Below are 26,390 nucleotides of genomic sequence, written 5' to 3'. Positions count from 1 at the left end.
GGAGACAAACGGCGTGGAACAGATTTTAAAAGCCTTGTTGGCTGTGGTCATCGGCGTTGCCGCTGCAGTGGCCTATTTCTACGGCTCCAACAAGTTACTCGACCTGATTTTTCCGTCGCAGACCAAGGACCCCGCAGATGGTGCGCGCAATCTGCGCGTCTCGGGGATGATACGCCCCTGGCTGTTCCTCGGTCCGGCGCTTTTGTCGCTTGGCGTTTACCTCGTCTATCCGGTCGTTGCATCCGTCTGGTATTCGCTTCACGGCGCCTCTGGCGACACCTATGTCGGGCTTGCCAATTACCGCTGGATGTTCGGGGATTCCGAATTCCGCCAGTCGATGTTCAACAACATGCTCTGGCTGGTCTTCGTGCCGGCGTTGTCGACCTTTTTCGGCCTGATCATCGCCTGGCTGACGGACCGCATCTGGTGGGGCTCCTTCGCGAAGATGATGATCTTCATGCCGATGGCGATCTCCTTCGTCGGCGCGTCGGTCATCTGGAAATTCGTCTATGACTATCGCGGCGAAGGCAGCGAGCAGATCGGCATTCTGAACGCGATCGTCGTGGCCATGGGCGGCGAACCGCATGTGTGGATCGCCATGCCCTTCTGGAACAATTTCTTCCTGATGGTCATTCTCTTGTGGATCCAGACCGGCTTTGCCATGGTGCTGCTGTCGGCAGCGCTGCGCGGCATTCCGGAGGAGACCATCGAAGCCGCCGTCATCGACGGCGCCAACGGGGTGCAGATCTTCTTCAAGATCATGATTCCGCAGATCTACAACACCATCGCGGTCGTCTGGACCACGATCACCATCATTGTCCTGAAGATCTTCGATATCGTTCTCGCGATGACCAACGGGCAATGGGATACGCAAGTGCTCGCCAACCTCATGTTCGACTGGATGTTCCGCGGCGGCGGAGATTTCGGCCGCGGCGCCACCATCGCCATCGTCATCATGGTTCTGGTTATTCCGATCATGGTCTGGAACATCCGCAACGCGCGCAAAGAGATGGAGGGCCGGTAAATGTATTCGCACAAGAAATCACCGCTTGTCTGGTTCTCGCATATCACCGTCCTTGTTCTCGTGGTGCTGTGGACCATCCCGACCTTCGGTCTGCTGGTCACCTCGCTGCGCGACAAGGACCAGATCGTCGCCTCGGGCTGGTGGACGTCCCTTGCCACGTCGACGCAGAACCTGATTTACCGCACGCCGGGCGAGGCCGGGCAGACGCAAGAGGGCGGCCTCTACATCAATGCCGGCAATGCTCTGGAAGGCGGCGCAGGCGTTGTGTCGCGCTTCGGCACCTCCTCGCTCAGTCCAGAGGAATACGAGGTCGGCCAGACCGTCGATCTCGATGACGGCATGCAGCTGCGCGTCGAGGAGAACGGGGATTATCGCCTGACCTCGCCGGAACCCTTCGGCAGGCGCGGCGAGCGGATCTTCGTTACCGCCGAGATCCCGCCGCGCTTCACGCTGGAAAACTACCGCAACGTGCTGACGGCGGAGGGCATCGGGCAATCGTTTCTGAACTCGCTGACGGTTGCCATCCCCTCGACCATCATCCCGGTCCTGGTGGCGGCCTATGCGGCCTATGCGCTTTCCTGGATGAAGTTTCCCTTCCGCAACCTGCTTCTGGCGGTTGTTGTCGGCCTGCTCGTCGTGCCGCTGCAGATGTCGCTGATCCCGCTCTTGAAGATGTACAATGCGATCGGTCAGACCTTCGGCGTGCCCGCCAAGACCTATGTCGGGATATGGCTGGCGCATATGGGCTTCGGCCTGCCGCTGGCAATCTATCTGTTGCGCAACTATATCGCCGGCCTGCCGCGCGAGCTGATGGAATCGGCGCGCGTCGACGGAGCCAATGATTTCACCATCTTCAACAAGATCATCCTGCCGCTCTCCTATCCCGCGCTCGCCTCCTTTGCGATCTTCCAGTTCCTCTGGACCTGGAACGACCTTCTGGTGGCGACCGTGTTCCTCGGCAATTCCGAACAGACGATCGTGCTGACGGCGCGGTTGCGGGAACTGCTCGGCTCGCGCGGCGGAAACTGGGAGATCCTGACAGCATCGGCCTTCGTGTCGATCATCGTGCCCCTGATCGTGTTCTTTGCCCTGCAGCGCTATCTCGTGCGCGGCCTTCTGGCCGGTTCGGTCAAGGGCGGCTGATGGCCGCCCCTCACTGAAAACCGTGACATCAGGATACAGAAAAGAAAAACAATGACCGAACACACCCTCAACACCGCGGACAAGGACTGGTGGCGCGGCGCCGTCATCTACCAGGTCTATCCGCGCTCCTTCCAGGATTCCGACGGCGACGGCGTCGGCGATATCCGCGGCATTGCCGACCGGCTCGACTATATTGCCGGGCTTGGCGCCGATGCCGTGTGGATCTCGCCCTTCTTCACCTCGCCGATGAAGGATTTCGGCTATGACGTGTCGAACTACAAGGACATCGATCCGATGTTCGGCACGCTCGCCGATTTCGACGCGATGATCGAAAAGGCCCATGCCCTGGGTCTGAAGATCATGATCGACCTCGTGCTGTCCCACACCTCTGACCAGCACCCCTGGTTCATGGAAAGCCGCGCCAGCCGCGACAATCCGAAGGCCGACTGGTATGTCTGGGCCGAGGCAAAGCCCGACGGCTCGCCGCCCAACAACTGGCTGTCGATCTTCGGCGGCTCGGCCTGGCAGTGGGACTCGCGCCGGCTGCAATATTACATGCACAATTTCCTGGTCTCGCAGCCGGATCTGAACTTCCACAATCCGGACGTTCAGGATGCATTGCTCGATGCGGCGCGTTTCTGGCTGGAACGCGGCGTCGACGGTTTCCGTCTCGACACGATCAACTTCTACTTCTGCGACAGGGAATTGCGCGACAACCCGGCGCTGGCGCCCGAACGCAGGAACGACAGCACGGCGCCGGCCGTCAATCCCTACAACTACCAGGAACATCTCTACGACAAGAGCCGTCCGGAGAACCTCGCATTCCTGAAGCGCCTGCGCGCGCTGATGGAGGAGTATCCGGCGATTGCCGCTGTCGGCGAGGTGGGGGACAGTCAGCGCGGTCTCGAGATCGTCGGCGAGTACACGTCCGGCGACGACAAGATGCAGATGTGCTACGCCTTCGAATTCCTGGCTCCACAGCAGGTGACGCCGAAGCGCGTGATCGATTCGATCAATGCCTTCGACGCGGCCGCTCCGGAAGGCTGGGCCTGCTGGGCGTTCTCCAACCATGATGTGGTGCGGCACCTCACGCGCTGGGGCGCGGATGTCGCCGACCAGACGGCCTATGCCAAGATGCTCGGCGCCCTCTTGATGACGCTGAAAGGTTCGATCTGCCTCTACGAGGGCGAGGAACTCGGTCTGACCGAAGCCGATATCGCCTTTGAGGACCTGCAGGACCCCTATGGCATCGAGTTCTGGCCGGAGTTCAAGGGCCGCGATGGCTGCCGCACGCCGATGGCGTGGCAGGCGGGCGCGGCCAATGCCGGATTTTCGACCGCGGAGAAAACCTGGCTGCCGGTTTCGGCCGATCACGTGATGAAGGCCGTTGACGTGCAGGCCGGCAATCCTTCCTCCGTGCTTGAGCACTACCGCCGCTTCCTCGCCTTCCGCAAGGCGCACCCGGCGCTTGCCAAGGGCGCGATCCGTTTCCTTTCCTCGGGCGACGATGCCGTGCTGGTGTTCACGCGTGAAGGGGCGGGCGAAACGGTTCTTTGCGTGTTCAACATGTCGGCCGAGCCGGCAAAGGTCCGGCTGCCCGAAGGCGCATGGACCGCGTTTTCAACCGGCGACCACGGTTTCTCCGCCGAGGAGGACGGGACCATGGTACAACTTCCTGCCTGGGGCGGCTATTTCGCCCGCCAGAGCGCATAGGGGAAAAGGGGCGAAAGATGACTGGTGTTACCCTCAAGAAGGTCAAGAAATCCTACGGCAATGTCGAGGTGCTTCACGGCGTCGACCTCGACATCAATCCCGGCGAGTTCGTCGTCTTTGTCGGCCCGTCGGGTTGCGGCAAATCGACGCTTTTGCGGATGATCGCGGGCCTGGAGGAAATCTCCGGCGGCGAGATTGCGATCGACGGGCAGGTCGTCAACCAGATCCCGCCCTCCAAGCGCGGCATCGCCATGGTGTTCCAGACCTACGCGCTTTATCCGCACATGTCGGTCTATGACAACATGGCCTTCGGCATGCGGATCGCCAAGGAAAGCAGGGAAGAGATCGACCGGCGCGTCAGGGCTGCCGCGGAGATGCTGCAGATCACGCCCTATCTCGATCGCCTGCCCAAGGCGCTTTCCGGCGGCCAGCGCCAGCGCGTGGCGATCGGCCGGGCCATATGCCGCGATCCGAAGGTGTTCCTGTTCGACGAACCGCTGTCGAACCTCGACGCGGCGCTGCGTGTCGCGACCCGTATCGAGATCGCCAAGCTCAACAGCAAGATGTCCGAGACGACGATGATCTACGTGACCCACGACCAGGTGGAGGCGATGACGCTTGCCGACCGGATCGTGGTGCTTTCTGGCGGCTATATCGAACAGGTCGGCCCGCCGCTGGAACTCTACGAGCGCCCGGCGAACCTGTTTGTGGCCCAGTTCATCGGCTCGCCGGCCATGAACATCATGCCCGCCAAGATCACCCGCACGGGCGAGACGACCGAGATTGAGCTCAAGGACGGCAAGCGCCTCGAAATTCCGGTCAAGACGCCGGAAGGGGATATGGGCAAGAGCGCCAGCTTCGGCGTGCGTCCGGAAGATGTGCGCGAGGCGGAGGACGGCGAGGACTTTCTGTTCGAGGGCAAGGTCTCTATCATCGAGGCGCTCGGCGAGGTCACGCTCATCTATATCGAGGGCGAGCTGATCGACGAGGACCCGATTATCGTCAAGCTGCCCGGCATCCACGAGGGCAGGCCCGGCGATACGATGCGGTTTGCCGCCGATCCGGAAAAGCGCCATCTCTTCGACGAGAAGGGCCACAGCTACCTCTACCGCTGAACCCGAAAACGAATGGCCCGACTACAGCATCGGCCCGAAAATCGGAATCGATTTTCGGAAAGCACGATGCGTAGATTCAATAGGTTAGAGCGTCCTTTGTGCATCCGAATGGATGCACGGCGTTCTAAAAAGCCCCGCCGGCATAACCGGCGGGGCTTCTTCTTTCCGGCGCAGGGAGGGGAGGAGTGCGACGGTAAAGAGTGGCGGGGCAATGCGCCCCGCCGCAAGGATCAGAACTTGTAACCGACACGGGCCATGACGCGGTTGGACGTGTAGTCCTTCGCTTCAAAGCCGGAGAGCGCGCCGTCGAAGTCCTTCTTGCCGAAGTCGGTATAGCGATATTCCAGACCGGCGAAGACGTTGTTGGAAAGGGCGTAATCGAGACCGGCGCCGACAGTCCAGCCGTTGAAGGCCTGGTCCTGGTTGAGACCGTTGCCGTCAACATAACCGTTGGCGATCGCCCAGCCGCCCGTTGCGTAGAGCAGGGCGTTGTCGAACGCGTAGCCGACGCGGCCACGGACCGAGCCTTCCCAGTCCGAACCGGCCTTCACGCTGTAAGGCAGGCCGACACTGTAGGTCTGCTCATTCCAGTTGTAGTCCAGCTCACCTTCGACACCGACGACGATGTTGTTGTCGAACTGATAGTTGTAGCCGGCGAAGCCGCCGAGCTTGCCGCCGTCAAAGTCGTCGCTGCCGACCTGGGCGCCATTGTAGTGCATGTTGGCCGTTGCCCAGTCGTAGCCGCCGGTGCCGCCGAGGTAGAAGCCCGACCAGTTGAAGGTCTGCGGGATGACCTGCGGGGCGACATAGGGTTCGGCGGGCGCCGGCGTGGCGACGACATCGGCCGCTTCGGCGGAGGCGGCCATTGCGACGATCGCGGCGGAAGCGAGAAGAATTTTCTTCATTACAGTCTCCATCTTGTCTTTCGATGAGGGAGAAATGGTTCACGTGATCAATCGTTCAATTAAATTCTCCGAAAATGCATCAGATCGGCTGTCTCTGTTGCCGGAATGCTACACTGTGTCGGTCGCACGATTGATTCCATGCCCCCCAAACGAAAAGGGTCGGGAAATTGTTTCCCGTGGCCCCCGATTAAAGCCCGCTTTTGTTTATTTAGTGGCAGCAAAGCGCACGGAATACGGCAGGCGATCACGGATTGAATCAGTGTGTTAACGATGCCGGGAGCAACTGCGTCAGATGCCCGGATGCGTGCAGACGTGCACCGCGCTGATGGTGCGGTACAGGCGCGACGCCGCGATGCAGACGCGAGAAAACCGGGTTGCCGACCCGCCGGACGCGGCAGAATGCCCGGCGCGTCTTCATGCGCCGGGCGCGCGATTTCAGCCGAAGACGACGCTTGCGCCTTCGTCGGCCGTGCCGACATGGTGGCGGAAGGGGGCGAAGAGTTCGCGCCCCATGCCGAATTCATTGCCGGAGAGATCTGCGGTCGCGGCCTCGCGGGCGTCGAACTCATCCGCCGGAACCAGCGCTTCCAGCGTGCCGTTCTCTGCATCGAGCCGAAGCATGTCGCCGTCTCGAATTTTGGCGATTGGTCCGCCGTCCTTGGCCTCCGGTGTCACGTGAATGGCGGCGGGCACCTTGCCCGAAGCGCCGGACATGCGGCCGTCGGTGACGAGCGCAACCTTGTAACCGCGGTCCTGCAGCACGCCGAGTGGCGGCGTCAGGCGGTGCAGTTCGGGCATGCCGTTCGATTTCGGCCCCTGGAAGCGCACCACGGCAATGAAGTCGCGGTTGAGTTCGCCCGCCTTGAAGGCCGTCTGCAATTGCTGCTGATCGTGGAAGACGATGGCGGGCGCCTCGATGAGGCGGCGTTCGGGCTTGACGGCGGAGATCTTGATCACGCCCTTGCCGATATTGCCCTTCAGCATCTTCAGCCCGCCATTGGGCTGGAATGGCTTGTCTTGGGTGGTCAGGACCTTCGGGTCGGCGCTCGGGCCGTTGCCGATCGGCTCGCGGCTGACGGTGCCGTTTTCGCCGAGCTTGACGTCGATCGCGTAGGCCTCCATGCCCTCGCCGAAGACGGTGCGGACATCGTCGTGCAGGAAGCCGGCGTTCAGCAACTGGCGGATGAGGTAGCCCATGCCGCCCGCGGCGTGGAAGTGGTTCACATCGGCAAGACCGTTCGGATAGACGCGCGCCAGAAGCGGCACGATGTCGGAAAGGTCCGAGATATCCTGCCAGGTCAGCTGGATGCCGCCGGCCCGGGCCATGGCGATCAGGTGCATGGTGTGATTGGTCGAGCCGCCCGTGGCGTGAAGGCCGACAACGCCGTTGACGATCGAGCGTTCGTCGACCATCTGGCCGACTGGCGTGAACTCGTTGCCGTTGACGGTGATGGCGATGGCGCGCTTGACCGCTTCCTTCGTCAGCGCCTCGCGCAGCGGCGTGTTCGGGTTGATGAAGGAGGCGCCCGGCATGTGCAGGCCCATCATCTCCATCAGCATCTGGTTGGAGTTCGCCGTGCCGTAGAAGGTGCAGGTGCCGGGGCCGTGGTAGGATTTCGATTCCGATTCCAGCAGTTCCTTGCGGCCGACCTTGCCTTCCGCATAGAGCTGGCGGATCTGCGACTTCTCGTCATTGCCCTGGCCCGTCGTCATTGGGCCTGCGGGAATGAAGATCGTCGGCAGATGGCCGAAGGTCAGCGCCGCCATGGCGAGGCCGGGCACGATCTTGTCGCAGACGCCGAGATAGACGGCCGCGTCGAACATGTTGTGGGAGAGCCCGACGGCAGCCGCCATGGCGATCAGGTCGCGGGAGAAAAGCGACAGTTCCATGCCCGGCTGGCCCTGGGTGACGCCGTCGCACATGGCCGGCACGCCGCCGGCGACCTGGGCGACGCCGCCGGCCTCGCGCGCGGCCTCGCGGATCGTCTGCGGGAAGGTTTCGAACGGCTGATGCGCCGAGAGCATGTCGTTATAGGCGGTGATGATGCCGAGATTGGGCACGCTGTCGCCGGACAGCGCCTCCTTTTCGGCGGGGGAACAGACGGCAAAGCCATGGGCAAGGTTGCCGCAGGACAGGACCGAGCGGTGCACGCCCTTGGAAATGGCCTGGCTGACGCGATCGAGATAGGCTTCGCGCGTGGGTTTGGACCGCTCGACGATGCGGGCGGTGATCTCTGCAATGCGGGGATCGGCGGTCATGGGCTTTTCCTGTTTTCAGAAAGAAACGCGGAAGGCGCCCGGCAGAATTGTCAGGGCGCCCAGTAGATATTCACGGGGGAGGTGGCTCTTGAAAGAACGGCGCGGATGGGCATTTCCGTTTCGTCGTTGCCGGCAAGGGCCTTTTCCAGAACATCCATCTTTTCTTGGCCTTCGATGTGCAACACCAGAAGGCCGGCATTTTCGAGACTCGAGAAGGTGAAGGTCAGGCGGGCCTCGCCGGCGCCTTCGGCATGCATGGACATCACTCCGGCCGGCGTCTTCATGTCGAGCGCCCTTGCAAGCGTATCGCCTCCTGGGAAGAACGAGGCCGTGTGGCCATCGGTTCCCATGCCGAGCACGACGACATCGAAGGGCAGGCTTGTCGCCGAAACCTTGTTGGTGACGATCTCGGCGGCTTCCTCGGCGGTCTTTACATTCTGGTAAAGCGGAATGAAGCGCGCCGCGGCGGCCGGGCCCAGAAGCAAGTTTTCCTTCACCAGCTTGTGGTTCGAACGGGGGCTGTCTTCCGGGACGAACCGTTCGTCGACGAGGGTGATCGTCACCTTTTCCCAGTCGATATCCGCCTTTGAAAGCGTGCGGAAGAAAGCCTTCGGCGTCGAACCGCCGGAAACGGCGATGGAGGCCGCTCCCTTCTCGGCGACGGCTTCGGCCAGCTTGTCGGCGACATCGCCGGCAAGACGGGCCGCAAGCCGGGCGCCATCGTCAAATGTGTGCATGTTCTTGGTCATGATGCTCTCGGCTGGTGTTTCGTCGCCTCACATGGGCTCGTGCCAGGTACGGCCGTCCCGCTCGATCAGCGCGATCGACTTCGAAGGGCCCCAGGTGCCGGCGGTGTAGCCCTGCACCGGCTGGTTGGTCTCTTCCCAGGCCTTCAGGATCGGATCGACCCAGCGCCAGGCGACCTCGACCTCGTCCCGGCGCATGAACAGCGTCTGGTTGGCACGGATGACGTCGAGCAGCAGCCGCTCATAGGCGTCCGGGTTGCGCACGTCGAAGGCCTGGGCGAAGCTCATGTCGAGCGCCACCTGGCGCAGGCGCATGCCGCCCGGGCCCGGATCCTTGATCATCAGCCACTGCTTCACGCCCTCGTCAGGCTGCAGGCGCAGCACCAGCTGGTTGGACGCGATGCGCCCGGCATTCGGCCCGAAAATCGAATGCGGGATCTGTTTGAAGGTGATGACGATTTCCGAAAGCCGGCTCGCCAACCGCTTGCCCGTGCGCAGGTAGAAGGGCACGCCCGCCCAGCGCCAGTTGTCGATCTCCGCCTTGATGGCGACGAAGGTCTCGGTGTTGGACTCGCCTTCCAGTTCTTCCAGATAGCCCTTGACCGGCCCGCCCTTGGATGCGCCGGCGCGGTACTGGCCGCGCACGGTCAGATAGCCGGCATTCTCATCGGTAATGGGTTTGAGCGAGCGCAGCACCTTGAGCTTCTCGTCGCGCACGGCCTCGGCTTCCATGGAATGCGGCGTTTCCATCGCCACCATGCAGAGCACGTTGAGGATGTGGTTCTGCACCATGTCGCGTAGCGCGCCGGACTTGTCGTAATAGCCGGCGCGGCCTTCAAGGCCGACTTCCTCGGCAACCGTGATCTGCACATGGTCGATGTGATTGGCGTTCCACAGCGGCTCGTAGAGCGCATTGGCAAAGCGCAGCGCCATCAGGTTCTGCACCGTTTCCTTGCCGAGATAGTGGTCGATGCGGAAGACCTGTTCTTCCCTGAACACCTTGCCGATCATGTCGTTGAGCTTGAGCGCCGAATCGAGGTCGCGCCCGAGCGGCTTTTCCACGACGATGCGGGTTTGCTTGGTGATCAGCTTGTGGTCGCGGATGCCGTCGCAGATCGGGCCGAAAATGCTGGGAGCCACGGCCATGTAAAAGGCGCGGACCCGGTCCTTGCCGTCTTCCAGCATCTTCTTCAGCGCGTCCCAGCCCTTGTTGGTCGTCGCATCGACCGGCACATATTCGATGCGGGCCAGGAACTTCTTCACCTGCTCGTCATCATATTCGCCGCGCTTCAGGTGCTCCTTCAGCGCCTGCTGCGCGTGCTTGCGGAAATCCTCGGACGAAAGCTCCGAGCGGGACGCGCCGATGATGCGCGTCGGCTCGGTGAACTGGCCGGCAATCTGCCTGTGGTAGAGCGCAGGCAGAAGCTTGCGCTCCGTCAGGTCGCCGGTGGCGCCGAAGACGACATAGTCAAAGGGTTCAACGGGGATCATTTGACTGCTCATGGTCAGTCCTCTCAATCGTCAACAGGGTTGGTGTCGTTTTATCAAATCGATTTAAAAATGCCAGTCCCATTCCGAAAAATCGGATTCTTGTCTTTCCGGCCCGTCGGTCGCGCCGCATCCGGCTAGAACCGGTCGCGAAGCGCGAACCATGTCAGGGCGAGAAACAGCAAGGGTTTGCGAAGCGGACCGCCGCCCGGAAAGGATGGTATATCCAAATCCCGGTAAAGTTCCAGATCAAGCGAGCGCCCCGCAATCTCGTCCGCATAGAGTTTGCCGCAATAGTTTGACAGCATCACGCCATGGCCGGAAAAACCGCCGATCGAGGTGACGCCGGGCATGATATCGTGCACCAGCGGGCGGCGCGGCATGGTGATGCCGACGGAGCCGCCCCAGGCATGGGTGATCTCGACGTCCTTCAGTTGCGGATAGATCTCGGCGATCTGCCGTCTGAGATGCCTGGAAATATTCTTCGGATTGTCGGCGGAATAGACCTCGCGACCGCCGAACAGCATCTCGCCCGTCGGCGCCTTGCGGAAATAGCGCACCACGAAACGGCTGTCGTCGACGGATTCGCCGCCGGGCAGGATCTTGCGGTCCTTCTTCACGGGGGTCGTGGCGGCGATGAAGGAGCGGATCGGCATGATTTTCGAGGCCGTCTTCGGCTCGAGGTGATCCTCGATATAGCCGTTGCAGGCAATCAGCACGCGCTCCGCCGTGATCGAGCCACGGGCGGTCTCGATCACGTTCTTGCCGTCGACGTGGTCAATGTTCTCCGCCTTGGTCATTTCATGAAGGCGTGCGCCGGCGGCGGCGGCGGCCCCGGCGATACCAACGAGGAGCTTCAGCGGATGGATATGGCCCGTACCGATATCGCGGATGCCGCAGAAGAAGCGGTCCGAGCCGAGTCGCTCTGCCGTCTCGGCCTTGCTCATGAAGGAGAGATGCGGATAATCGTAGCGTTCGGCCAGCGTCTCGACATGGCGTCGGTAGGTATATTCCATGCCGCGCTTGTGGGCGACGCTGAGCTGGCCCGGCTTGAAATCGATATTGACCTTGTGCTTGCGGGCGAAGTCGAGCAGGTGGGACTTCGCTTCCTCCGCTATGCGGAAGAAAGCCTGCGACCGTTCCGCGCCGAGCTTCGTCTCGAGTTCCTCCGGCCACCAGTGCTGCCCGGTGCCAAGCTGTCCGCCGTTGCGGCCCGAGGCGCCGTCGCCGAAACGGGCGGCATCGATCAGCACCACGTCGACGCCGTCCTCGGCCAGCTGGCAGGCCGCCTGCAGGCCGGTGAAGCCGCCGCCGATGACGGCAACATCCGCCGTTGTCGAACCGTCAAGCGCCGGATAGGTCGGGCGTTCGGGAAGCGTCGCCTGGTACCATGAAATTCCCGGGGCAATCGGGCTTTGCCAAACCATGTCTCCGTCGCTCCATTCTCTCGTCAAACCCTCGCCGGCGTCCATATCATACATGCAGCAGCAGGAATTCCCTCTCCCAGGGGCTGATCACCTGCATGAAGGTCTCGAATTCGCCGCGCTTGATGCCGGCGTAAAGATCGATGAACTCGCGCGACAGCACGGGACCGAGCGCCAGTTCGCCTTCCATCAGCGCCAGCGCCTCCAGAAGGCCGCGCGGCAGGTCGATGACGCCCTCATTGGCGGTATCGGCCGTCGGGGCCGACGGATCGACCAGGTTCTCGATGCCGAGATAGCCGCATGCAAGCGACGCGGCAAGCGCCAGATAGGGATTGGCGTCCGAGCTCGGCAGCCGGTTTTCCACCCGCCGTGCCGCCGGGTCGGAAACCGGAATACGGAAGGCGGTGGTGCGGTTGTCATAGCCCCAGGCGGTGTTGACCGGGCAGGCCATGTCCGGCGTCAGCCGACGGTAGGAATTCACATAGGGCGCCATCATCACCAGCGTGGACGGAACATATTTCTGCATGCCGCCGATGAAATGGAAGAATTCCGGCGAGGGCTCGCCGTTTTCGAGCGAGAACACATTGCGGCCTGTCTCTATGTCCACGACCGACTGGTGGATATGCATGGCCGAACCTGGCTGGCCCTGCATGGGCTTTGCCATGAAGGTGGCGAAGGTGCCGTGCTTGGTCGCCGCCTCGCGAATGGTGCGCTTGAAATAGAACACCTGGTCGGCAAGCTCCAGCGGATCGCCGTGGCGCAGATTGATCTCGAGCTGGGCGGGGCCTTCCTCATGGATCAGCGTGTCGATTTCCAGCCCCTGGGCCTCGCAGAAATGGTAGATGTCGTCGATCAGTTCATCGAACTCGTTGATGCCGGCGATCGAATAGGCCTGTCCGGCGACGATCGGACGGCCCGAGCGGCCGACCGGCGGGGTCAGCGGCAGGTCAGGATCGTCATTCTTGGCGACGAGGTAGAACTCGATTTCCGGCGCCACCACCGGCCGCCAGCCGCGCTTCTCGTAAAGCTCGACCACGCGCTTGAGCACGTTGCGCGGCGTATAGGGCACCTCTTCCCCGTCGGCGCCGACGACATCGCAGATCACCTGTGCGGTCGGATCGGTCTCCCAGGGCACCGCCGTCAGCGTCGAGAGGTCGGGCACCAGTTTGAGGTCGCTGTCGCGCGGTTCGTAACGGAAGCTGCCGCTCTCGTCGGGATATTCGCCGGAGATCGTGTGGCGATAGAGCGCGGAGGGAAGGGCAAGCGAGGTGTTGGAGGTGAATTTCGAGGACGGCATCATCTTGCCGCGCGGCACGCCGGCAAGATCCGGCGTGATGCACTCGATGTCCTCGATGCTGCGCAGCTTCAGCCAGCGGGCTGCGGCTTTCCAGTCTTCCACGCCGCGCGGCGGCGAGGGGGCTGCGGGCTTTGCGGGTTTCTTCGCCCGCTTGACCTTGCTTGTGTGCGTTCTGCTTGCGGCTTTGATCGTCGTCTTTTTTACTGGCATTTCACTCGCCGGTTTGTCATTGCGCGTGGGCGTATCATAACCACGGCGCGCGTCTTGGCGAGGGGGCATGTTGACTTTCTCTGCGCCGATGCAACCAGAGCCGCACGGGAACAGGCGGAAAATCATGGATGAATTCGATGTGATCATTGTTGGCGCAGGCGCTGCGGGGTTGATGTGCGCCGCACGCGCGGGAAAACGGGGACGCAGGGTTCTTCTCGTTGATCACGCGAGGAAACCCGGCGAGAAAATCCGCATTTCCGGCGGCGGCCGCTGCAACTTCACCAATATCGGCGCCGGCCCGCAAAACTTCCTGAGCGAGAATCCGCATTTCGCCAAATCGGCGCTCGCGCGCTTCACGCCGGCGGATTTCATCGCGATGGTGGACCGCCACAACATCGCCTGGCACGAGAAGACGCTCGGGCAGCTTTTCTGCGACGGCTCGGCGAAGGAGATCATCGCCATGCTGCTGGCCGAATGTCGGGCCGGCAATGTCGAGATCAGGCTGGAGACGGCCGTCGCCGCTCTTGAACATTCCGGCGATCGTTTCACGCTGTCGCTTGAGGGGAAGCGGGCCACCGCACGGGCGCTGGTGATTGCCACCGGTGGCAAGTCCATCCCCAAGATGGGCGCGACGGGCTTTGCCTACGAGGTCGCCGGTCGCTTCGGCATTCGCGTCGTCGAGCCGCGGCCTGGCCTTGTGCCGTTCACGCTCGATCCGGGCCTGCAGGCGGAATTGCAGCCGCTGACGGGTATCGGCGTTCCGGTCGAGGTCGCATGCCGAACCGGGCGGTTTCGCGAGGCCATGCTTTTTACCCATCGCGGTCTTTCCGGTCCTGCAATCCTGCAGGTTTCCTCCTACTGGTCGCCCGGCGACGCGGTGAACGTCAGGATCAGCCCGGATATTGCCCTCGCTGACGTGCTCACGGCGGCAAAGCGCGAAAACGGACGGCAGGGGGCCGCGAGCGCGCTCGCCTCCCAGCTGCCGAAACGGCTGGCGCAGTATTTCGCCGAGCGTGCCGGCGCGGCGGGCCATCTTGCCGATCTTTCCGACAAGGCGCTCGCTCACCTTGCGACTTCGATCCAGGACTGGCAGTTCAAGCCCGCCGGAACCGAGGGCTACCGCACGGCGGAAGTCACGCTCGGCGGCATTGATACCGAGGCACTCTCGTCACGGACGATGGAGGCACGCGCGGTGCCGGGACTCTATTTCATCGGCGAATGCGTCGATGTCACCGGATGGCTCGGTGGCTACAATTTCCAGTGGGCCTGGGCCTCCGGCGTCGCTGCCGGCGAGGCGCTGTGAGAAGTCCCGCCGTCGACAGCAGGAAACCGCCGATGACGCGACTTGGCCTCCTCCAGAAAGCGGGCGGGCTCCCGGAGAACCGTTCATAATAGTCATCTTCGGATAGAGGCCGATACTCCTGGGTATAGTAAAGGCTCAGCAGCCGTCTGGTTCCGGTTCTGCGTGTCATGGCTATCACTCCTGTCGGTCATTCGACGGTCGTTCGAGACCGGTCGACGATCGGGCTTTCCTGTCGGGGAGGGCGGGAGGCTTCGCGCTCTCGCCGGGCGCTCCCTGTGGACTGCCTGAAAAATACCAGCGAAAATTGTCGTTTGAAACGCGCTGGAATGCAGGTTATTTTTCACTGATGAAAAACATACCCTGGTCCTACTATCAGCTTTTCCTCGCCGTGATCCGCCATGGCGGATTGAGCGGCGCTGCGGCGGAGCACGGCGTCAGTCCCGCCACGGCCGGCCGGCACATGCTGGATCTCGAACGCCGCCTCGGGCGCGCGCTGTTCGTGCGCAGCCAGCGCGGCTACAGTCTTACGCCCGAGGGCGAAACCCTGAACGCGTTGCTGACGGGGGCGGACGGGAGCTTTCGCAGGATCGATGACTGGCGCGGCGAGGCGGCGGCGCCGCAACTGGTCCGCCTGGCGCTCGGCACCTGGAATGCGTTTCTGATTTCGGCCCATATCGGCGAGATCTGCCGTGAGGATGACCCCTTCCGCCTGCAACTGCTCGTCGGCGAAGCGCGCGCGAGCCTCGCCCACCGCGAAAACGACATCGGGATCCGCTCCTTCGAGCCCGAGGAAAGCAATCTTGCCGCGCTCAGGCTGGGAACCGTCGCCTATGCGCCCTTCAGGGCGAGAAATGCGCCGCCCTCGGCCGGGCAGCGCTGGATCGCCGTCACGCGGGAGGCGGCGATTTCCGATTACCTGAAATGGCCGCATGAAGCCCGGGCGTCTGCGATCGTGCTGTCGGCAAGCCGCCCCCGCACCATGCTCGACCTCGTCGAGGCGGGCGCCGGCATCGCCGTCCTGCCCTGCTTCATCGGCGATACCAACCAGAGCCTTGCCCGAGCGGGGGCGGTCATCGGCGATCTGAGCCACGGTCAGTGGCTCGTTCTGCATGACGAGGAACGCCATCGCCGCGCCGTGCGGCGCGTGGCCGACCGGCTGGCGAAGTTCATGAGAGCGCGATTGGCGCTCTACGCTGGGAAAAGGGCGGACTCGGAGTACTGAAACGACGCGGACCGAACCCGACCCGCCGCGTTGTAAAAATGTCACGGGGACGGTCAAACCCGCTCTTTCGGCTTCGTGCCGGGAATGTCAGCGTTGTCACAGGTTGAAGCCTGCAAATCCTTGAAATTAGAAAGGCTTAACAAGTTTCCCCTAGCCTTGGGCGGAAATTGGATCAAAGCAGGGTAATGAAATGGTTCACACAAAGAACGGCGTGCGCAGAAATCTTCTTTCCATCCTTGTCTCGGCAGCGGCTTTGACGGCGATCATACCTGCGGCCAATGCCCAGGAACTCGCCATCGAGCCATCGGCCGGTACGCTCGGCGTCGGGTTGACGGGCATCTACAAGCTCAACGAGAGCTTCGGCCTCAGCGGAACTGTCGCCGGTTTCAGCTACGAGCCTTCGGGCACCTATGAGGGCGCTGATTACGAGGGCACGTTCAAGGTGCTGACGGTCGGCGCCACGCTCGACTATTACGTCAACCAGTCTGATTTCCGCATCTCGGTCGGGGCACGCTACACGGACGACAATGCCAAGGGCACGTTCTCAATGTACAATCCCTATCTTGACGTTGTGGAAACGGCCGAGGTCAAGCTGACGCCGGAATACGACTTCCAGCCCTATTTCGGCATTGGCTACAACGCCGATCTCAATGACAGGATATCGCTGGATTTCTCATTGGGCGCCTACTACATGGGTACGCCCGATGTTCAGGAAAGCTGGTCTGGCACGGTCTACCAGCCGCTGCAGGACAGCATCGACGATTTCCGCAATGCAGCCAAGGACTACAAGTTCTACCCGGTTGCCCAGGTCGGCCTCCGCTACCGTTTCTGACGCGCGGACATGCTCTGAAGTCCCGGGAATGGGTGCGGATCGGCTGCGCCCTTTCCGATGCATCGAAGCGCAGGGGATTGTCATTCCAGCAGGTCGGCGGGCGTCTCGATCCGGCGGGCCAGCGCGGCAAGGGCATTGCCGCTGATCCTGACGGAAACCGGTTCCTTCTCGGCGTTCCGGTTCCAGCGCGTCAGCATGGCCTCGATCTGTCCGGAGCCGATATCGACATCGCCCTCCAGCCGTACCCGGCCGTCCGCCGTTTTCATGACCATTTCGTCCAGATGGATATTGGTGCCGGAAACGCTGCCCCGGCCCGAAACCGAGGTGAACGCGAAGGGCTCGCGCTTCAGCGGAGAGAATGCGAAATTATTGCTTGTCGCAGCGGATTGCAGGATGTCGCCGAGATCGAGCCAGATCAGGCTGCCCTCACGCCCGGAAAACCTGAACCGGCCGCTCACGTCGTCATTTGCGCCCGCGCTCAGCGGCAACCGCGCTTCGTAGGACATTTCCAGGTCGAAATGATTGCTTTCAAGCGGAACGCTGAACCCCATCTGCTTGAAAAGAGGGGCCGAACGCACATTCTCGGCATTCATGCGGATCGTTGCGAAGCCATCGGTGCGCACGGCGAGATGCGCATAGAGGGAACCGTCATCCAGCAGGCTGTCGGCAATGTCGAAACTCGTCTGCGTGCCGGTGCGGATAATGCTGGCGGCAACGTCCCGAAGCGTCAGGTCCGACAGCCTGACGCTTCCTGCCGAAACGCGCAGGTCGAGCTCCGGCAGCGGCAGGTTGTCGCCGTCGTCCCCTTCATCGACGGGGGCAACCGCATCGATCCAGGCCGCGAGCGAGGATTGCGCGTCGCGCAGAGAGATGTCCTGCAGCGCCATGGTCGCGGAAATCCCGGCCGGCCCTTCCGGCGAAGACGGAACGATGTCGAGAACGCCGTTGCCCTTGGCTGCGCCGATCGTCAGGTCCACCGGGGAGAAACGCAGCGAACCGCCGCTGCGCGAGACCTTGCCGTTCAGGGACGCGTTGTCGACATTGCGCAACAGGCTTGATTCAACGCCCATCCTTGCCATCAGTTCCTGCAGCGCGCTTGTGGAAAGCGAGAAGGTGCCATTCAGCAGGTAGGGGCGGCTGCTGGAGGCCGTGCCGTCGAAGCGGATATCGGCGGTCTGGCTGGTGATGGAAAGATTGATCGGCGAGGCGTTTCCGGCGATCAGGCCCGCCGCCTTGCCGGCCTCCAGCGACAGCGTCGTGTCGCGTTCGGCCAGGATCGCCGATCCGGAGAGGCTGGCTCTTCCGGAAAGGGTCGGCCAGTCCAGTTCGGCATTGACGCCCTTGATGACGCGCGTTTCCCCTTTTTCGGTAAAACCGAGCGTGCTGTTGGTCACCGAGAGCGCGCCGGGGCCAGCCGAGCGTCCGGGCGTATCGTTGCCTCCGCGCAGGTTTGCGATCGTCTTTCCCAGCGCGTTTGCCGGCGGTCCGCTCGCCTCGTCCGGCTGCTCGAGTATGATAACCGCTCCGTCAAGCTTCAGATCGGAGAAGGACGGCCTGCCGGAAAGGGCGCCGATAAAGCCGAAATCGGCGACGAGCCGGGCGCTGTTGCCGTAGATCAGCGGTCCGGTGCCGTCCGGCCGGGCGACGGAAACGGCTGTCGCCGTAATTCTCGGTCGCGGCCAGTAGCTGATGTCGAGATCGCCGCTGATGGTTGCCGGCGCACCGAGCCAGCCGGACAGTTCGTCTTCCAGGTTGTCGGCCATGGCTTGCGGCGTGATGATGACGGGGACCAGATAATAGACCGCAACGCCGGCGAGAAGGACGATAGCGAGCAGGATACGCGCCGGGCGCCCCATGCGCCTTTCCGATCGCTTGGATTTCTTGGGATTTCTCATCGGGGCGGGTCTTCGGTTGCTGAGAACATTGTGGGGCGATAGCGGAAAATCGGAGAGGACACAATCGCCAAGGCTAAGGGCAGGCGGAAGACGGCTGCGGTCTGGCCGAGTATCAGCCCGGGCGGGAAGGATAGCGTGCGGCGGATGGGTACGGCAATCAAAAGATGTTTTTGGCCGGTCCCGCATCCGAGGAAAGGCTCTGCCTTCGCCCGCGCGGACCGGTTCGATCCGAGTTAATTCGCCGTCTGCCATTGCATTCTGCAGGGCAAGGGCCTATATCACCGTCATCGACCATTGCTTGCGACGTTGTCCGAGGGCCGTATGGCTCCGTCTGATTTCCTCTCAAAATCGATCTAACTCCGCGAGGTATTGCGGAAATCACGACGATTGAAAGGAAATCGTTATGAATAATGGCACCGTCAAATGGTTCAACGCCACCAAGGGCTTCGGTTTCATCCAGCCCGATGATGGCAGCACGGACGTGTTTGTGCACATCTCTGCCGTGGAGCGCGCTGGTATGCAGTCGCTGAATGACGGACAGAAACTTCGCTACGACATTGTCCGCGATAATCGCTCTGGAAAGAGCGCGGCCGACAACCTTCAGGCGGCTTGATTTTTTGCTTTCCCGGTTGACCACGGATGTACTGGCAGCCGGATCGTGCAAGACGGAAATTCTTCGTCTATTCAAGCCCGACGTAATTTGTCATCGCTGTCGCTGACCACGGATGTACTGGCAGTGACAACAGAGGAGGTCGGGTTAGTCCCGGCCTTTTTGTTTTCGCTCCGCTCCTGCGCGTCCGGTTCCGGACCTGCGCGGCGGGCGGATGCGGAGAAACGGAAACTGGAACAAGGAGGTTTTCTTGCAGGTACTGGTAAGAGATAACAATGTCGATCAGGCGCTTCGCGTCCTGAAGAAGAAAATGCAGCGCGAAGGCATCTTTCGGGAGATGCGTGCGCGTCGTTCTTACGAGAAGCCTTCGGAAAAACGTAACCGCGAGGCAGGCGAGGCCGTGCGCCGCCTGCGCAAACTGAAGCGCAAGCAGCTGCAGCGCGAAGGACTGATCCCGTCGCGCAAGAAGCGGTAAGGGCTTGAAACGGGCAGCCGCCCAGGCTGCCGGCCCGCAAATTCTCCATTCGAAGGAGACCCGTGCATGACCGCAACCAAAGATGAATTCTTCAAGCCCGGACGGATGTCGGCCTCCGACAAGGCATCGATTACCGACCGCACGGCAAAAGCGATCATCGCGGAAGAGGCAACGCAATTGCAGTCCAAAACCGAGCGCCTCAGGCGTTTGCGGCTGGAGCGCGAGGCGGCCGAACCGGCGCCCGCAAAGAAAAAGGCAAAGCGCTCCGCCTGAGGCGCGCGCATCCTTTCATTGCCTAAACGGCCTGCCTTCCGGCGGGCCGTTTCTCGTTTGCGGTAGACAATGCCGTCGAAGACACAGTGTTCATCACCCGGAGAATTGAAGACGGCCGCCGCGGTGTGCACATAACGGGACAACAGGCGCCGCAACAGGCGTGTCATCCCTTGCGGGGTTCGCCCGCAGATGAAAGGTTTGCCTACCATGAAGAAAATCGGATTTCTGTCTTTCGGGCACTGGACGCCGTCGCCGCAGTCCGGCACGCGTTCGGCGGAAGACGCGCTGCTCCAGTCGATCGATCTGGCCGTGGCCGCCGAGGCGCTCGGCGCCGATGGCGCCTATTTCCGCGTCCATCATTTCGCCCGCCAGCTTGCCTCGCCCTTTCCGCTGCTCGCCGCGATCGGCGCGAAGACCAGTCGGATCGAAATCGGCACGGGCGTGATCGACATGCGCTACGAGAACCCGGCCTATATGGTCGAAGACGCCGGCGCCGCCGATCTGATTGCGGGCGGACGCCTGCAACTCGGCATCTCGCGCGGCTCTCCCGAGCAGGTGATCGACGGCTGGCGACATTTCGGCCATATCCCGCAAGAGGGCGAGGATGATGCGGCGATGGCGCGCCGTCACACCGAGCTTTTCCTGGATCGTCTCGAAGGGAAGGGCTTTGCCGAACCCAATCCGCGTCCGATGTTTCCCAATCCGCCCGGCCTGTTGCGCATCGAGCCGCATTCCGAAGGCCTGCGCAGGCGCATCTGGTGGGGGTCGGCCACCAATGCGACGGCCGAGTGGGCGGCGCGGCTTGGCATGAACCTGCAAAGTTCGACGCTGAAGTTCGATGAGACGGGGGAGCCGTTGCACAGGCAGCAGGCCGACCAGATTCGCGCCTTCCGCGCTGCCTGGAAGGAGGCCGGCCACGACTGGAGCCCGCGCGTTTCCGTCAGCCGTTCGATCTTCGCGCTTGTCAGCGACATGGACCGCGCCTATTTCGGCCGCGGCGGCAACGAGCAGGACACGATCGGCTATCTTGACGAGAAGACGCGCGCCGTCTTTGGCCGCTCCTATGCGGCCGAGCCCGACCGGTTGATCGAACAGTTGAAGGGCGACGAGGCGATCGCCGAGGCCGACACGCTGCTTCTGACGGTGCCCAACCAGCTGGGCGTCGCCTATAACGCCCATGTGATCGAGGCAATCCTGAAACATGTCGCGCCGGGTCTCGGCTGGCGTTGACGGCAAGGCCTGATCCCGTCTCCTGTCGAGGCGCGCCGCGTTCGAAAGCGCGGCGCGCCTTTTTTGGTGTGAAGACACAAAATGCCGTTTGCGAACTTATCAGTGCTTGCTGAAAAGCGTGTTCGAATCTACGCTCTTGTAAACAAAGGTAAAATAACACGAGAATTTTGCCTGTTTCCGGGTGGGGGCTCGGGGAGGACGCGGCATGCGTCACTTCGTGCATTGCGGAAAAAAGGGGTCATGAGTTGCAGTTCTTCGATTCGCTCTTCAATTACATCAATGATTTGACATGGGGCTGGGCGCTCGTGCCCTTCCTCGTCGTGCTCGGCGTGTTTTTCACCGTCGCCAGCGGCTTCGTGCAGTTCCGTTTCTTCAAGCGCATGTTCGGCGTCCTCTGGGGCGATGAGGACGGCGATCCGAGCAAGATCAGCGCCCGCGAGGCGCTTTTTGTTTCCGTCGGTGGGCGCGTCGGCGGCGGAAACATTGCCGGCGTGGCGGTTGCGATCACGGCCGGCGGTCCGGGCGCGGTGTTCTGGATGTGGGCCATCGCGCTCGTCGGCATGTGTTCCGGCCTGGTCGAGGCGACGCTGGCGCAGGCTTTCAAGCGGACAACCGCGGAAGGGGACTATCGCGGCGGCCCGGCGCGCGCCATCATTCACGGGCTGGGCGAAAACTACCGCTGGCTGGCGATCATCTATGCCATCTGCCTGATCGCCTCCTTCGCCATCGGCTTCAATGCCTTTCAGGGAAACACTGTTGCAGGCGCCGCTGCCGACAGTATGGGGGTTCCGCGCTATGCGACGGGCATCCTGCTGGCCGCCGCCACCGGCTTCATCGTCTATGGCGGCATCCACCGCATCGCCAAGGCCTCCGACATCATCATCCCGATCATGGCCTTTGGCTATATCGCCATGGCCGTTGTGATTATCCTGATGAACATCACCGCGCTTCCGGGCGTGATCTGGGATATCGTCGCCAACGCCATCGGCTTGCGCGAAGCGGTCGCCGGCGGCGTCGGCGCGGCGGTCGCCAACGGCCTGAGGCGCGGCCTGTTCTCCAACGAGGCCGGGCTTGGTTCCGCGCCGAACGTCGCCGCCACCGCCTATGTGCGCCATCCGGTCAGCCAGGGCATCACCCAGAGCTTCTCCGTGTTCATCGACACGATGATCATCTGCTCGTGCACGGCTTTCGTCATCTTGCTTGGCGATGTCTACCAGCCGGGCCAGGCGGATGTGGACGGCGTCATCCTCACCCAGCAGAGCATGGTCGACCATGTCGGCAACTGGGCGCAGTATTACCTGACGGTCGCCATTTTCCTGTTTTCCTTCTCGTCGATCATCTACAACTACTATCTCGGCGAGAACGCGCTGGCCTTCATGACGGAAAAGCCGAGCGCGGTGCATGTCCTCAGGATCGTGATCGTCGCGATCGTGTTTGTCGGCGCGGTTGCCCCCGGCGCTACGGCGGTTTTCAACTTCTCCGATCCGATGATGGGCATCCTGGCAGTGGTCAACCTGCTGGCGATGATGATGCTGTTCCCGATCGCGCTCAGGCTGATCAACGACTTCCGTTCGCAGCTTGCCGCCGGGATCAGGCGTCCGGTCTTCGACCCCAAGAAGTTCCCGGATCTCGATACGGATGAGACGGCCTGGCCGGACGCGCGATAGAGTATTTCGCAGTCAGATGGAAACATCTGACTGCGAAAATGGGTCAAAACAAATAGATAGAGCGGTTGCGCGTTTCCAAGAAAGACGGAACCGCTCTAGCGCCGGGCGGGGGCCCATCTTCAGGACGCGGCGGTGCAAGCCCGCCGCGTTCCCTTTGAAATATACCGGAGGACGTCCGTCATGATGACATTGCCGTTTTTTATCTGCGCCGCCGCGCTCTACAGCGCCTGGCGCGGGCACCGCGGCCTTGCCGCGCTTCTGACCGTGATTGCGGTTCTGGTGCTCTTCGTCCTTTTCAGATTGCACGCGACAGACGTGCTCGACATCGATCTTTGAGGTGATCCATGCCTGTCCGTATTGCCCATCTTCTGAATGTGCTGGCGCTTCTCGCCATTTCGGTCGTTCTTCTGTTCGCCTTTTATGACCAGTTCGCAAACGGCGACCTGCCATGCCCGCTCTGCCTGCTGCAGCGCGCCGGTTTTGTCATCGTTGGAACGGGTCTGGCGCTGAACGTGTTGTTGGGCGTCGATGCCCGGCACTATGGCCTGATGCTTCTGGGCGCGGTGGCCGGCGGCGCTGCGGCGCTGCGCCAGGTGGCGCTGCATGTCGTGCCCGGAACGGGCGGCTATGGCGCGCCCTTTCTCGGCATGCATTTCTACAGTTGGGCCTTTGTGCTGTTCGCCGTCGTCGTCCTCGGCACGGGCGTCATGCTGGTGCTTGGGCCGGCGCGGGCCTCCGAGCGGGTGCGGCGCGGCGGGCTCGGCCTTCTGGCCGTCGCCCTGTTCGCGGTGATGGCGCTCGGCAATGGCGTTTCCACGCTTGCCGAATGCGGCGTCGGCCTCTGCCCGGACAATCCGACGAGTTACGAGGCGCTCGATTCGCTGCTCGGCCGCTGAGCCGCATTGCGGGAGACCGCCGGTCCTGCCTCGTACCAGCCCTTCGTCCGGTTGACGATGGCAACGACCGAGAGCATGACCGGCACCTCGATAAGGACGCCGACGACGGTTGCCAGCGCCGCCCCCGAGTTGAAGCCGAAGAGCGATATGGCGGCGGCAACGGCAAGCTCGAAGAAGTTCGATGCGCCGATAAGGGCCGAGGGGCCGGCCACGCAGTGCTCCTCGCCCGAGGCGCGGTTGAGCAGATAGGCAAGGCCCGAGTTGAAATAGACCTGAATCAGGATCGGCACGGCCAGCAGCGCGATGATCATCGGCTGCGCCAGGATTTGCTCGCCTTGGAAGGCAAAGAGCAGCACGAGCGTCGCCAGGAGCGCGACCAGAGAGGCGGGCTGGATCTTTGCCAGCAATGCATCGAGCCTTGCCGTCGAGCCGTTCCGGATCAGGCTCTTGCGGATGACCTGCGAAATGATCACCGGAATGACGATGTAGAGCGCCACCGACAGCACCAGCGTCGACCACGGTACGGTAATGGCCGAAAGCCCGAGCAGAAGGGCGACGATCGGGGCGAAGGCGACGATCATGATCGCGTCGTTCAGCGCCACCTGCGACAGGGTGAAATGCGGCTCGCCCTTCGTCAGGTTCGACCAGACGAACACCATGGCGGTGCAGGGGGCGGCGGCCAGGATGATGAGGCCGGCGATATAGCTGTCGACCTGGTCGGCCGGCAGCATCGGCCGGAACAGCCAGCCGATGAACAGCCAGCCGAGCAAGGCCATGGAAAACGGCTTCACCGCCCAGTTGACAAACAGCGTAACCGAGATGCCGCGCCAGTGGCGACCCACCTCGGCAAGCGCCGAGAAGTCGATCTTCAGCAGCATCGGGATGATCATCAGCCAGATGAGCACGGCAACGGGCAGGTTGACGCGCGCGATCTCAAGCGCGCCGATGGCGACGAAGACGGAAGGGAAGAAATGGCCGAGCGCGATGCCGACGACGATGCACAGCGCGACCCACAGGGTCAGGTATCTTTCGAATGTGGACATGTCAGTCAGCCTTCCGGGCTTTCTCGGTGGCGCCTTCCATGGCGCCGATCTGCTTCAGCTTGCTGTCCGGGTCCTCCGGTCCGCCTTCATCCCGGTAGAGGTTGATGAAAGCCATGATCCGGCTTTTCAGATAGGTCGCGGTCTGGGCAAAGGCCCGCAGCTTTTCCTCGTGGGTGCCTTCCACATGGCTCGGATCCTCGACGCCCCAGTGGGCGCGTTTGCCGGGGCCGCGCATGATCGGGCAGGCCTCGCCGGCCGCGCTGTCACAGACGGTGATGATGAAATCGACTTCCGGCGCGCCGGGCTGGGTGAACTCGTCCCAGCTTTTCGAGCGGAAGCCCTCGGAGCGGTAGCCCATCGCCTTCAGGGTTTCCAGAGCAAGCGGGTTGGGCGCGTCCTTCGGGTGGCTTCCGGCGGAAAAGGCGCGGAACCGGCCGTTGCCCTCGCCGTTGAGGATCGATTCGGCAAGGATGGACCGGGCGGAATTGCCGGTGCAGAGAAAAAGCACGTTCAGGGTCTTCTCGGTCATGGCTTCATGCCTCCGTAGGGTGTGTTTCGCAGCAAGGCGCCAGATCCTCGATCAGCGGCGCGCAGAGATCCGGGTTGCCGCCGCAGCAGTCGCGGAGCAGGAACAGCATGGCCGCGCGCAATCGTTCGAGGTTGGCGCGGTAGATAATGGACCGTCCCTGTCTCAGACCGGTGACAATGCCCGCCTGCGTCAGCGTGTTGAGATGGGCCGACATGGTGTTCTGCGGTATCTCGAGCCTGCGCGCGAGGTCACCCGCGGCAATGCCCTCCGGCTCTGCTGCAACGAGCAGGCGAAAGGCCTGAAGCCGGGTGGGCTGGGCAAGGGCGGCGAGTACCGATATCGTTTCTGTATTATCCATATATCCAGAATAATGGATATAATATGAAAGTCAATGACCTTCGTTCGCTCGGATTTCACGCGGGCTTGCCAGCCCGGGAGGATGAACATTATGGTCTGCCCGGACAAGGCGCCCGTCATGCGCCCAGTCGGGAGAAGCCTTTTGAAACAATGCCTGATGCTGGACGTGGATGGCGTCCTCGTTCACCCGCAGAACGGCAGGTCGTGGGCCGAAGACATGAAGCGCGATCTCGGCATCGATCCCGATCGGCTCGCAACCGATTTCTTCAATGCCCATTGGCCGGATGTCATTCTTGGACGGAAACCGCTGCGGGATGCACTGGAGACCTGTCTTCCGGCGCTGTCCGATGCGGTCTCAGCCGAAACCTTCATGAGCTACTGGTTCGAGCGGGATTCAGCGGTGGACGTCGCAGTCCTGGAGGATCTGCGGGCACTGAAGCAAAACGGCCTGAAAGTCTATCTTGCCACCAATCAGGAGCACCAGCGCGCCCGCTATCTGATGGATGCGATGGGTTTCGCCGCCCATGTGGACGGCATCATCTATTCAGCCGCGCTCGGCGTCAAAAAGCCGTCGGCCGCTTTCTTCGCGCAGGCAGAGGCAAGAACGGGTTTCAGCGCGCATCAAATCGTGTTCGTTGATGATGCGAAGGCCAATGTCGACGCGGCGTGTGCCCGAGGCTGGACGGCCTGCCACTGGAGCGGCGCTGACCGGCTGATCGATCTCGTCGCCTGAG

Annotated in this window: 25 protein-coding genes; 15 read left to right on the top strand and 10 right to left on the bottom strand. The window is 62.3% G+C overall.

Going from position 1 to position 26,390, the window contains the following annotated elements; translation table 11 throughout:
- The first annotated feature begins 13 nt into the window (after positions 1-13).
- The 4 genes from AZF01_RS15095 to AZF01_RS15080 are packed head-to-tail and all read left to right on the top strand — an operon-like array spanning position 14 to position 4,995.
- Positions 14-1,024: a carbohydrate ABC transporter permease gene (locus AZF01_RS15095; protein ID WP_024706979.1), complete on the top strand. Its 1,011-nt coding sequence runs from the start codon at positions 14-16 to the stop codon at positions 1,022-1,024.
- The gene (locus AZF01_RS15090; protein WP_024706980.1) at positions 1,025-2,167 is read left to right on the top strand and encodes a carbohydrate ABC transporter permease; all 1,143 of its coding nucleotides are present in this window, start codon (positions 1,025-1,027) and stop codon (positions 2,165-2,167) included.
- Between the two features lie 51 nt (positions 2,168-2,218).
- Entirely contained in the window at positions 2,219-3,880 is a 1,662-nt protein-coding gene (locus AZF01_RS15085) for an alpha-glucosidase family protein (RefSeq protein ID WP_024706981.1), read from the top strand.
- A gap of 17 nt (positions 3,881-3,897) precedes the next feature.
- Positions 3,898-4,995 carry an ABC transporter ATP-binding protein gene (locus AZF01_RS15080; protein WP_024706982.1) on the top strand — a complete coding sequence of 366 codons (1,098 nt, stop codon included), beginning with the start codon at positions 3,898-3,900 and terminating at the stop codon, positions 4,993-4,995.
- 230 nt (positions 4,996-5,225) lie between these two features.
- On the opposite strand, the gene AZF01_RS15075 is transcribed toward AZF01_RS15080, so the two are convergent.
- From AZF01_RS15075 to AZF01_RS15050, 6 genes are all read right to left on the bottom strand, one after another.
- Positions 5,226-5,912, bottom strand: coding sequence for an outer membrane protein (locus tag AZF01_RS15075; protein ID WP_156484738.1), 687 nt, complete (start codon positions 5,910-5,912; stop codon positions 5,226-5,228).
- A 423-nt stretch (positions 5,913-6,335) separates the two neighbouring features.
- A complete protein-coding gene (gene edd / locus AZF01_RS15070) occupies positions 6,336-8,159 on the bottom strand; it encodes a phosphogluconate dehydratase (RefSeq protein WP_061449706.1) in 1,824 nt (607 codons plus the stop codon).
- 50 nt (positions 8,160-8,209) lie between these two features.
- Positions 8,210-8,908, bottom strand: coding sequence for a 6-phosphogluconolactonase (gene pgl / locus AZF01_RS15065; protein ID WP_024707594.1), 699 nt, complete (start codon positions 8,906-8,908; stop codon positions 8,210-8,212).
- A gap of 27 nt (positions 8,909-8,935) precedes the next feature.
- Complete coding sequence (gene zwf / locus AZF01_RS15060; RefSeq protein ID WP_024707593.1) at positions 8,936-10,408, bottom strand: glucose-6-phosphate dehydrogenase; 1,473 nt, start codon at positions 10,406-10,408, stop codon at positions 8,936-8,938.
- A gap of 122 nt (positions 10,409-10,530) precedes the next feature.
- Positions 10,531-11,820 carry an FAD-binding oxidoreductase gene (locus AZF01_RS15055; RefSeq protein ID WP_036236747.1) on the bottom strand — a complete coding sequence of 430 codons (1,290 nt, stop codon included), beginning with the start codon at positions 11,818-11,820 and terminating at the stop codon, positions 10,531-10,533.
- A gap of 46 nt (positions 11,821-11,866) precedes the next feature.
- Positions 11,867-13,324, bottom strand: coding sequence for a glutamine synthetase family protein (locus tag AZF01_RS15050; RefSeq protein WP_024707591.1), 1,458 nt, complete (start codon positions 13,322-13,324; stop codon positions 11,867-11,869).
- Positions 13,325-13,448: 124 nt separating this feature from the next.
- Between AZF01_RS15050 and AZF01_RS15045 the strand changes: the two genes are divergently transcribed.
- The 3 genes from AZF01_RS15045 (at position 13,449) to AZF01_RS15035 (ending at position 16,681) form a co-directional block, all read left to right on the top strand.
- On the top strand, positions 13,449-14,627 hold the full coding sequence (locus AZF01_RS15045) for an NAD(P)/FAD-dependent oxidoreductase (RefSeq protein ID WP_036236739.1): 1,179 nt from the start codon (positions 13,449-13,451) through the stop codon (positions 14,625-14,627).
- A 346-nt stretch (positions 14,628-14,973) separates the two neighbouring features.
- On the top strand, positions 14,974-15,849 hold the full coding sequence (locus tag AZF01_RS15040) for a LysR family transcriptional regulator (RefSeq protein WP_024707589.1): 876 nt from the start codon (positions 14,974-14,976) through the stop codon (positions 15,847-15,849).
- Positions 15,850-16,039: 190 nt separating this feature from the next.
- Positions 16,040-16,681 (top strand): outer membrane beta-barrel protein, encoded by a 642-nt coding sequence (locus AZF01_RS15035; protein ID WP_024707588.1) that lies wholly within the window; start codon positions 16,040-16,042, stop codon positions 16,679-16,681.
- Positions 16,682-16,761: 80 nt separating this feature from the next.
- On the opposite strand, the gene AZF01_RS15030 is transcribed toward AZF01_RS15035, so the two are convergent.
- Positions 16,762-18,537 carry an AsmA-like C-terminal region-containing protein gene (locus tag AZF01_RS15030; protein ID WP_024707587.1) on the bottom strand — a complete coding sequence of 592 codons (1,776 nt, stop codon included), beginning with the start codon at positions 18,535-18,537 and terminating at the stop codon, positions 16,762-16,764.
- Positions 18,538-18,979: 442 nt separating this feature from the next.
- On the opposite strand from AZF01_RS15030, the gene AZF01_RS15025 reads away from it, so the two are divergent.
- The 7 genes from AZF01_RS15025 to AZF01_RS15000 all read left to right on the top strand — a co-directional run bounded on the left by AZF01_RS15025 (position 18,980) and on the right by AZF01_RS15000 (position 23,727).
- Positions 18,980-19,189 (top strand): cold-shock protein, encoded by a 210-nt coding sequence (locus AZF01_RS15025; protein WP_024707586.1) that lies wholly within the window; start codon positions 18,980-18,982, stop codon positions 19,187-19,189.
- A 247-nt stretch (positions 19,190-19,436) separates the two neighbouring features.
- Positions 19,437-19,661, top strand: a complete 225-nt coding sequence (gene rpsU / locus AZF01_RS15020; protein ID WP_024707585.1) for a 30S ribosomal protein S21 — start codon at positions 19,437-19,439, stop codon at positions 19,659-19,661.
- A gap of 66 nt (positions 19,662-19,727) precedes the next feature.
- Positions 19,728-19,934 (top strand): hypothetical protein, encoded by a 207-nt coding sequence (locus AZF01_RS15015; protein ID WP_024707584.1) that lies wholly within the window; start codon positions 19,728-19,730, stop codon positions 19,932-19,934.
- 207 nt (positions 19,935-20,141) lie between these two features.
- Complete coding sequence (locus AZF01_RS15010; RefSeq protein ID WP_024707583.1) at positions 20,142-21,164, top strand: LLM class flavin-dependent oxidoreductase; 1,023 nt, start codon at positions 20,142-20,144, stop codon at positions 21,162-21,164.
- 245 nt (positions 21,165-21,409) lie between these two features.
- Positions 21,410-22,831 (top strand): sodium:alanine symporter family protein, encoded by a 1,422-nt coding sequence (locus AZF01_RS15005; protein WP_024707582.1) that lies wholly within the window; start codon positions 21,410-21,412, stop codon positions 22,829-22,831.
- Between the two features lie 180 nt (positions 22,832-23,011).
- Complete coding sequence (locus AZF01_RS24310; protein WP_024707581.1) at positions 23,012-23,167, top strand: DUF5993 family protein; 156 nt, start codon at positions 23,012-23,014, stop codon at positions 23,165-23,167.
- Positions 23,168-23,175: 8 nt separating this feature from the next.
- Positions 23,176-23,727: a disulfide bond formation protein B gene (locus tag AZF01_RS15000; RefSeq protein ID WP_024707580.1), complete on the top strand. Its 552-nt coding sequence runs from the start codon at positions 23,176-23,178 to the stop codon at positions 23,725-23,727.
- Here the strand turns inward: AZF01_RS15000 and arsB are convergent.
- The 3 genes from arsB to AZF01_RS14985 are packed head-to-tail and all read right to left on the bottom strand — an operon-like array spanning position 23,694 to position 25,657.
- A complete protein-coding gene (arsB, locus tag AZF01_RS14995; RefSeq protein WP_024707579.1) occupies positions 23,694-24,770 on the bottom strand; it encodes an ACR3 family arsenite efflux transporter in 1,077 nt (358 codons plus the stop codon). The genes AZF01_RS15000 and arsB overlap by 34 nt on opposite strands.
- A gap of 1 nt (position 24,771) precedes the next feature.
- On the bottom strand, positions 24,772-25,299 hold the full coding sequence (locus AZF01_RS14990) for an arsenate reductase ArsC (RefSeq protein ID WP_024707578.1): 528 nt from the start codon (positions 25,297-25,299) through the stop codon (positions 24,772-24,774).
- A gap of 4 nt (positions 25,300-25,303) precedes the next feature.
- Positions 25,304-25,657 (bottom strand): helix-turn-helix transcriptional regulator, encoded by a 354-nt coding sequence (locus AZF01_RS14985; protein WP_024707577.1) that lies wholly within the window; start codon positions 25,655-25,657, stop codon positions 25,304-25,306.
- A gap of 141 nt (positions 25,658-25,798) precedes the next feature.
- On the opposite strand from AZF01_RS14985, the gene AZF01_RS14980 reads away from it, so the two are divergent.
- Entirely contained in the window at positions 25,799-26,389 is a 591-nt protein-coding gene (locus tag AZF01_RS14980; protein ID WP_024707576.1) for an HAD family hydrolase, read from the top strand.
- The last annotated feature ends 1 nt before the right edge of the window (position 26,390 follow it).

The organism is Martelella sp. AD-3 (genome assembly GCF_001578105.1).
Classification (GTDB): domain Bacteria; phylum Pseudomonadota; class Alphaproteobacteria; order Rhizobiales; family Rhizobiaceae; genus Martelella.
The sequence above is the reverse complement of the archived record's forward strand: the minus strand, read 5'-3'. Positions and strand labels throughout refer to the sequence as shown.

What these genes read in the sequence shown, in the direction of transcription:
- AZF01_RS15090 (WP_024706980.1), top strand. Translation starts at nt 1,025, where the DNA reads ATGTATTCGCACAAGAAATCACCGCTTGTCTGGTTCTCGCATATCACC.
- AZF01_RS15085 (WP_024706981.1), top strand. Translation starts at nt 2,219, where the DNA reads ATGACCGAACACACCCTCAACACCGCGGACAAGGACTGGTGGCGCGGC.
- AZF01_RS15080 (WP_024706982.1), top strand. Translation starts at nt 3,898, where the DNA reads ATGACTGGTGTTACCCTCAAGAAGGTCAAGAAATCCTACGGCAATGTC.
- AZF01_RS15075 (WP_156484738.1), bottom strand. Translation starts at nt 5,912, where the DNA reads ATGGAGACTGTAATGAAGAAAATTCTTCTCGCTTCCGCCGCGATCGTC.
- edd (WP_061449706.1), bottom strand. Translation starts at nt 8,159, where the DNA reads ATGACCGCCGATCCCCGCATTGCAGAGATCACCGCCCGCATCGTCGAG.
- pgl (WP_024707594.1), bottom strand. Translation starts at nt 8,908, where the DNA reads ATGACCAAGAACATGCACACATTTGACGATGGCGCCCGGCTTGCGGCC.
- zwf (WP_024707593.1), bottom strand. Translation starts at nt 10,408, where the DNA reads ATGAGCAGTCAAATGATCCCCGTTGAACCCTTTGACTATGTCGTCTTC.
- AZF01_RS15055 (WP_036236747.1), bottom strand. Translation starts at nt 11,820, where the DNA reads ATGGTTTGGCAAAGCCCGATTGCCCCGGGAATTTCATGGTACCAGGCG.
- AZF01_RS15050 (WP_024707591.1), bottom strand. Translation starts at nt 13,324, where the DNA reads ATGCCAGTAAAAAAGACGACGATCAAAGCCGCAAGCAGAACGCACACA.
- AZF01_RS15045 (WP_036236739.1), top strand. Translation starts at nt 13,449, where the DNA reads ATGGATGAATTCGATGTGATCATTGTTGGCGCAGGCGCTGCGGGGTTG.
- AZF01_RS15040 (WP_024707589.1), top strand. Translation starts at nt 14,974, where the DNA reads ATGAAAAACATACCCTGGTCCTACTATCAGCTTTTCCTCGCCGTGATC.
- AZF01_RS15035 (WP_024707588.1), top strand. Translation starts at nt 16,040, where the DNA reads ATGGTTCACACAAAGAACGGCGTGCGCAGAAATCTTCTTTCCATCCTT.
- AZF01_RS15030 (WP_024707587.1), bottom strand. Translation starts at nt 18,537, where the DNA reads ATGGGGCGCCCGGCGCGTATCCTGCTCGCTATCGTCCTTCTCGCCGGC.
- AZF01_RS15025 (WP_024707586.1), top strand. Translation starts at nt 18,980, where the DNA reads ATGAATAATGGCACCGTCAAATGGTTCAACGCCACCAAGGGCTTCGGT.
- AZF01_RS15015 (WP_024707584.1), top strand. Translation starts at nt 19,728, where the DNA reads ATGACCGCAACCAAAGATGAATTCTTCAAGCCCGGACGGATGTCGGCC.
- AZF01_RS15010 (WP_024707583.1), top strand. Translation starts at nt 20,142, where the DNA reads ATGAAGAAAATCGGATTTCTGTCTTTCGGGCACTGGACGCCGTCGCCG.
- AZF01_RS24310 (WP_024707581.1), top strand. Translation starts at nt 23,012, where the DNA reads ATGATGACATTGCCGTTTTTTATCTGCGCCGCCGCGCTCTACAGCGCC.
- AZF01_RS15000 (WP_024707580.1), top strand. Translation starts at nt 23,176, where the DNA reads ATGCCTGTCCGTATTGCCCATCTTCTGAATGTGCTGGCGCTTCTCGCC.
- arsB (WP_024707579.1), bottom strand. Translation starts at nt 24,770, where the DNA reads ATGTCCACATTCGAAAGATACCTGACCCTGTGGGTCGCGCTGTGCATC.
- AZF01_RS14990 (WP_024707578.1), bottom strand. Translation starts at nt 25,299, where the DNA reads ATGACCGAGAAGACCCTGAACGTGCTTTTTCTCTGCACCGGCAATTCC.
- AZF01_RS14985 (WP_024707577.1), bottom strand. Translation starts at nt 25,657, where the DNA reads ATGGATAATACAGAAACGATATCGGTACTCGCCGCCCTTGCCCAGCCC.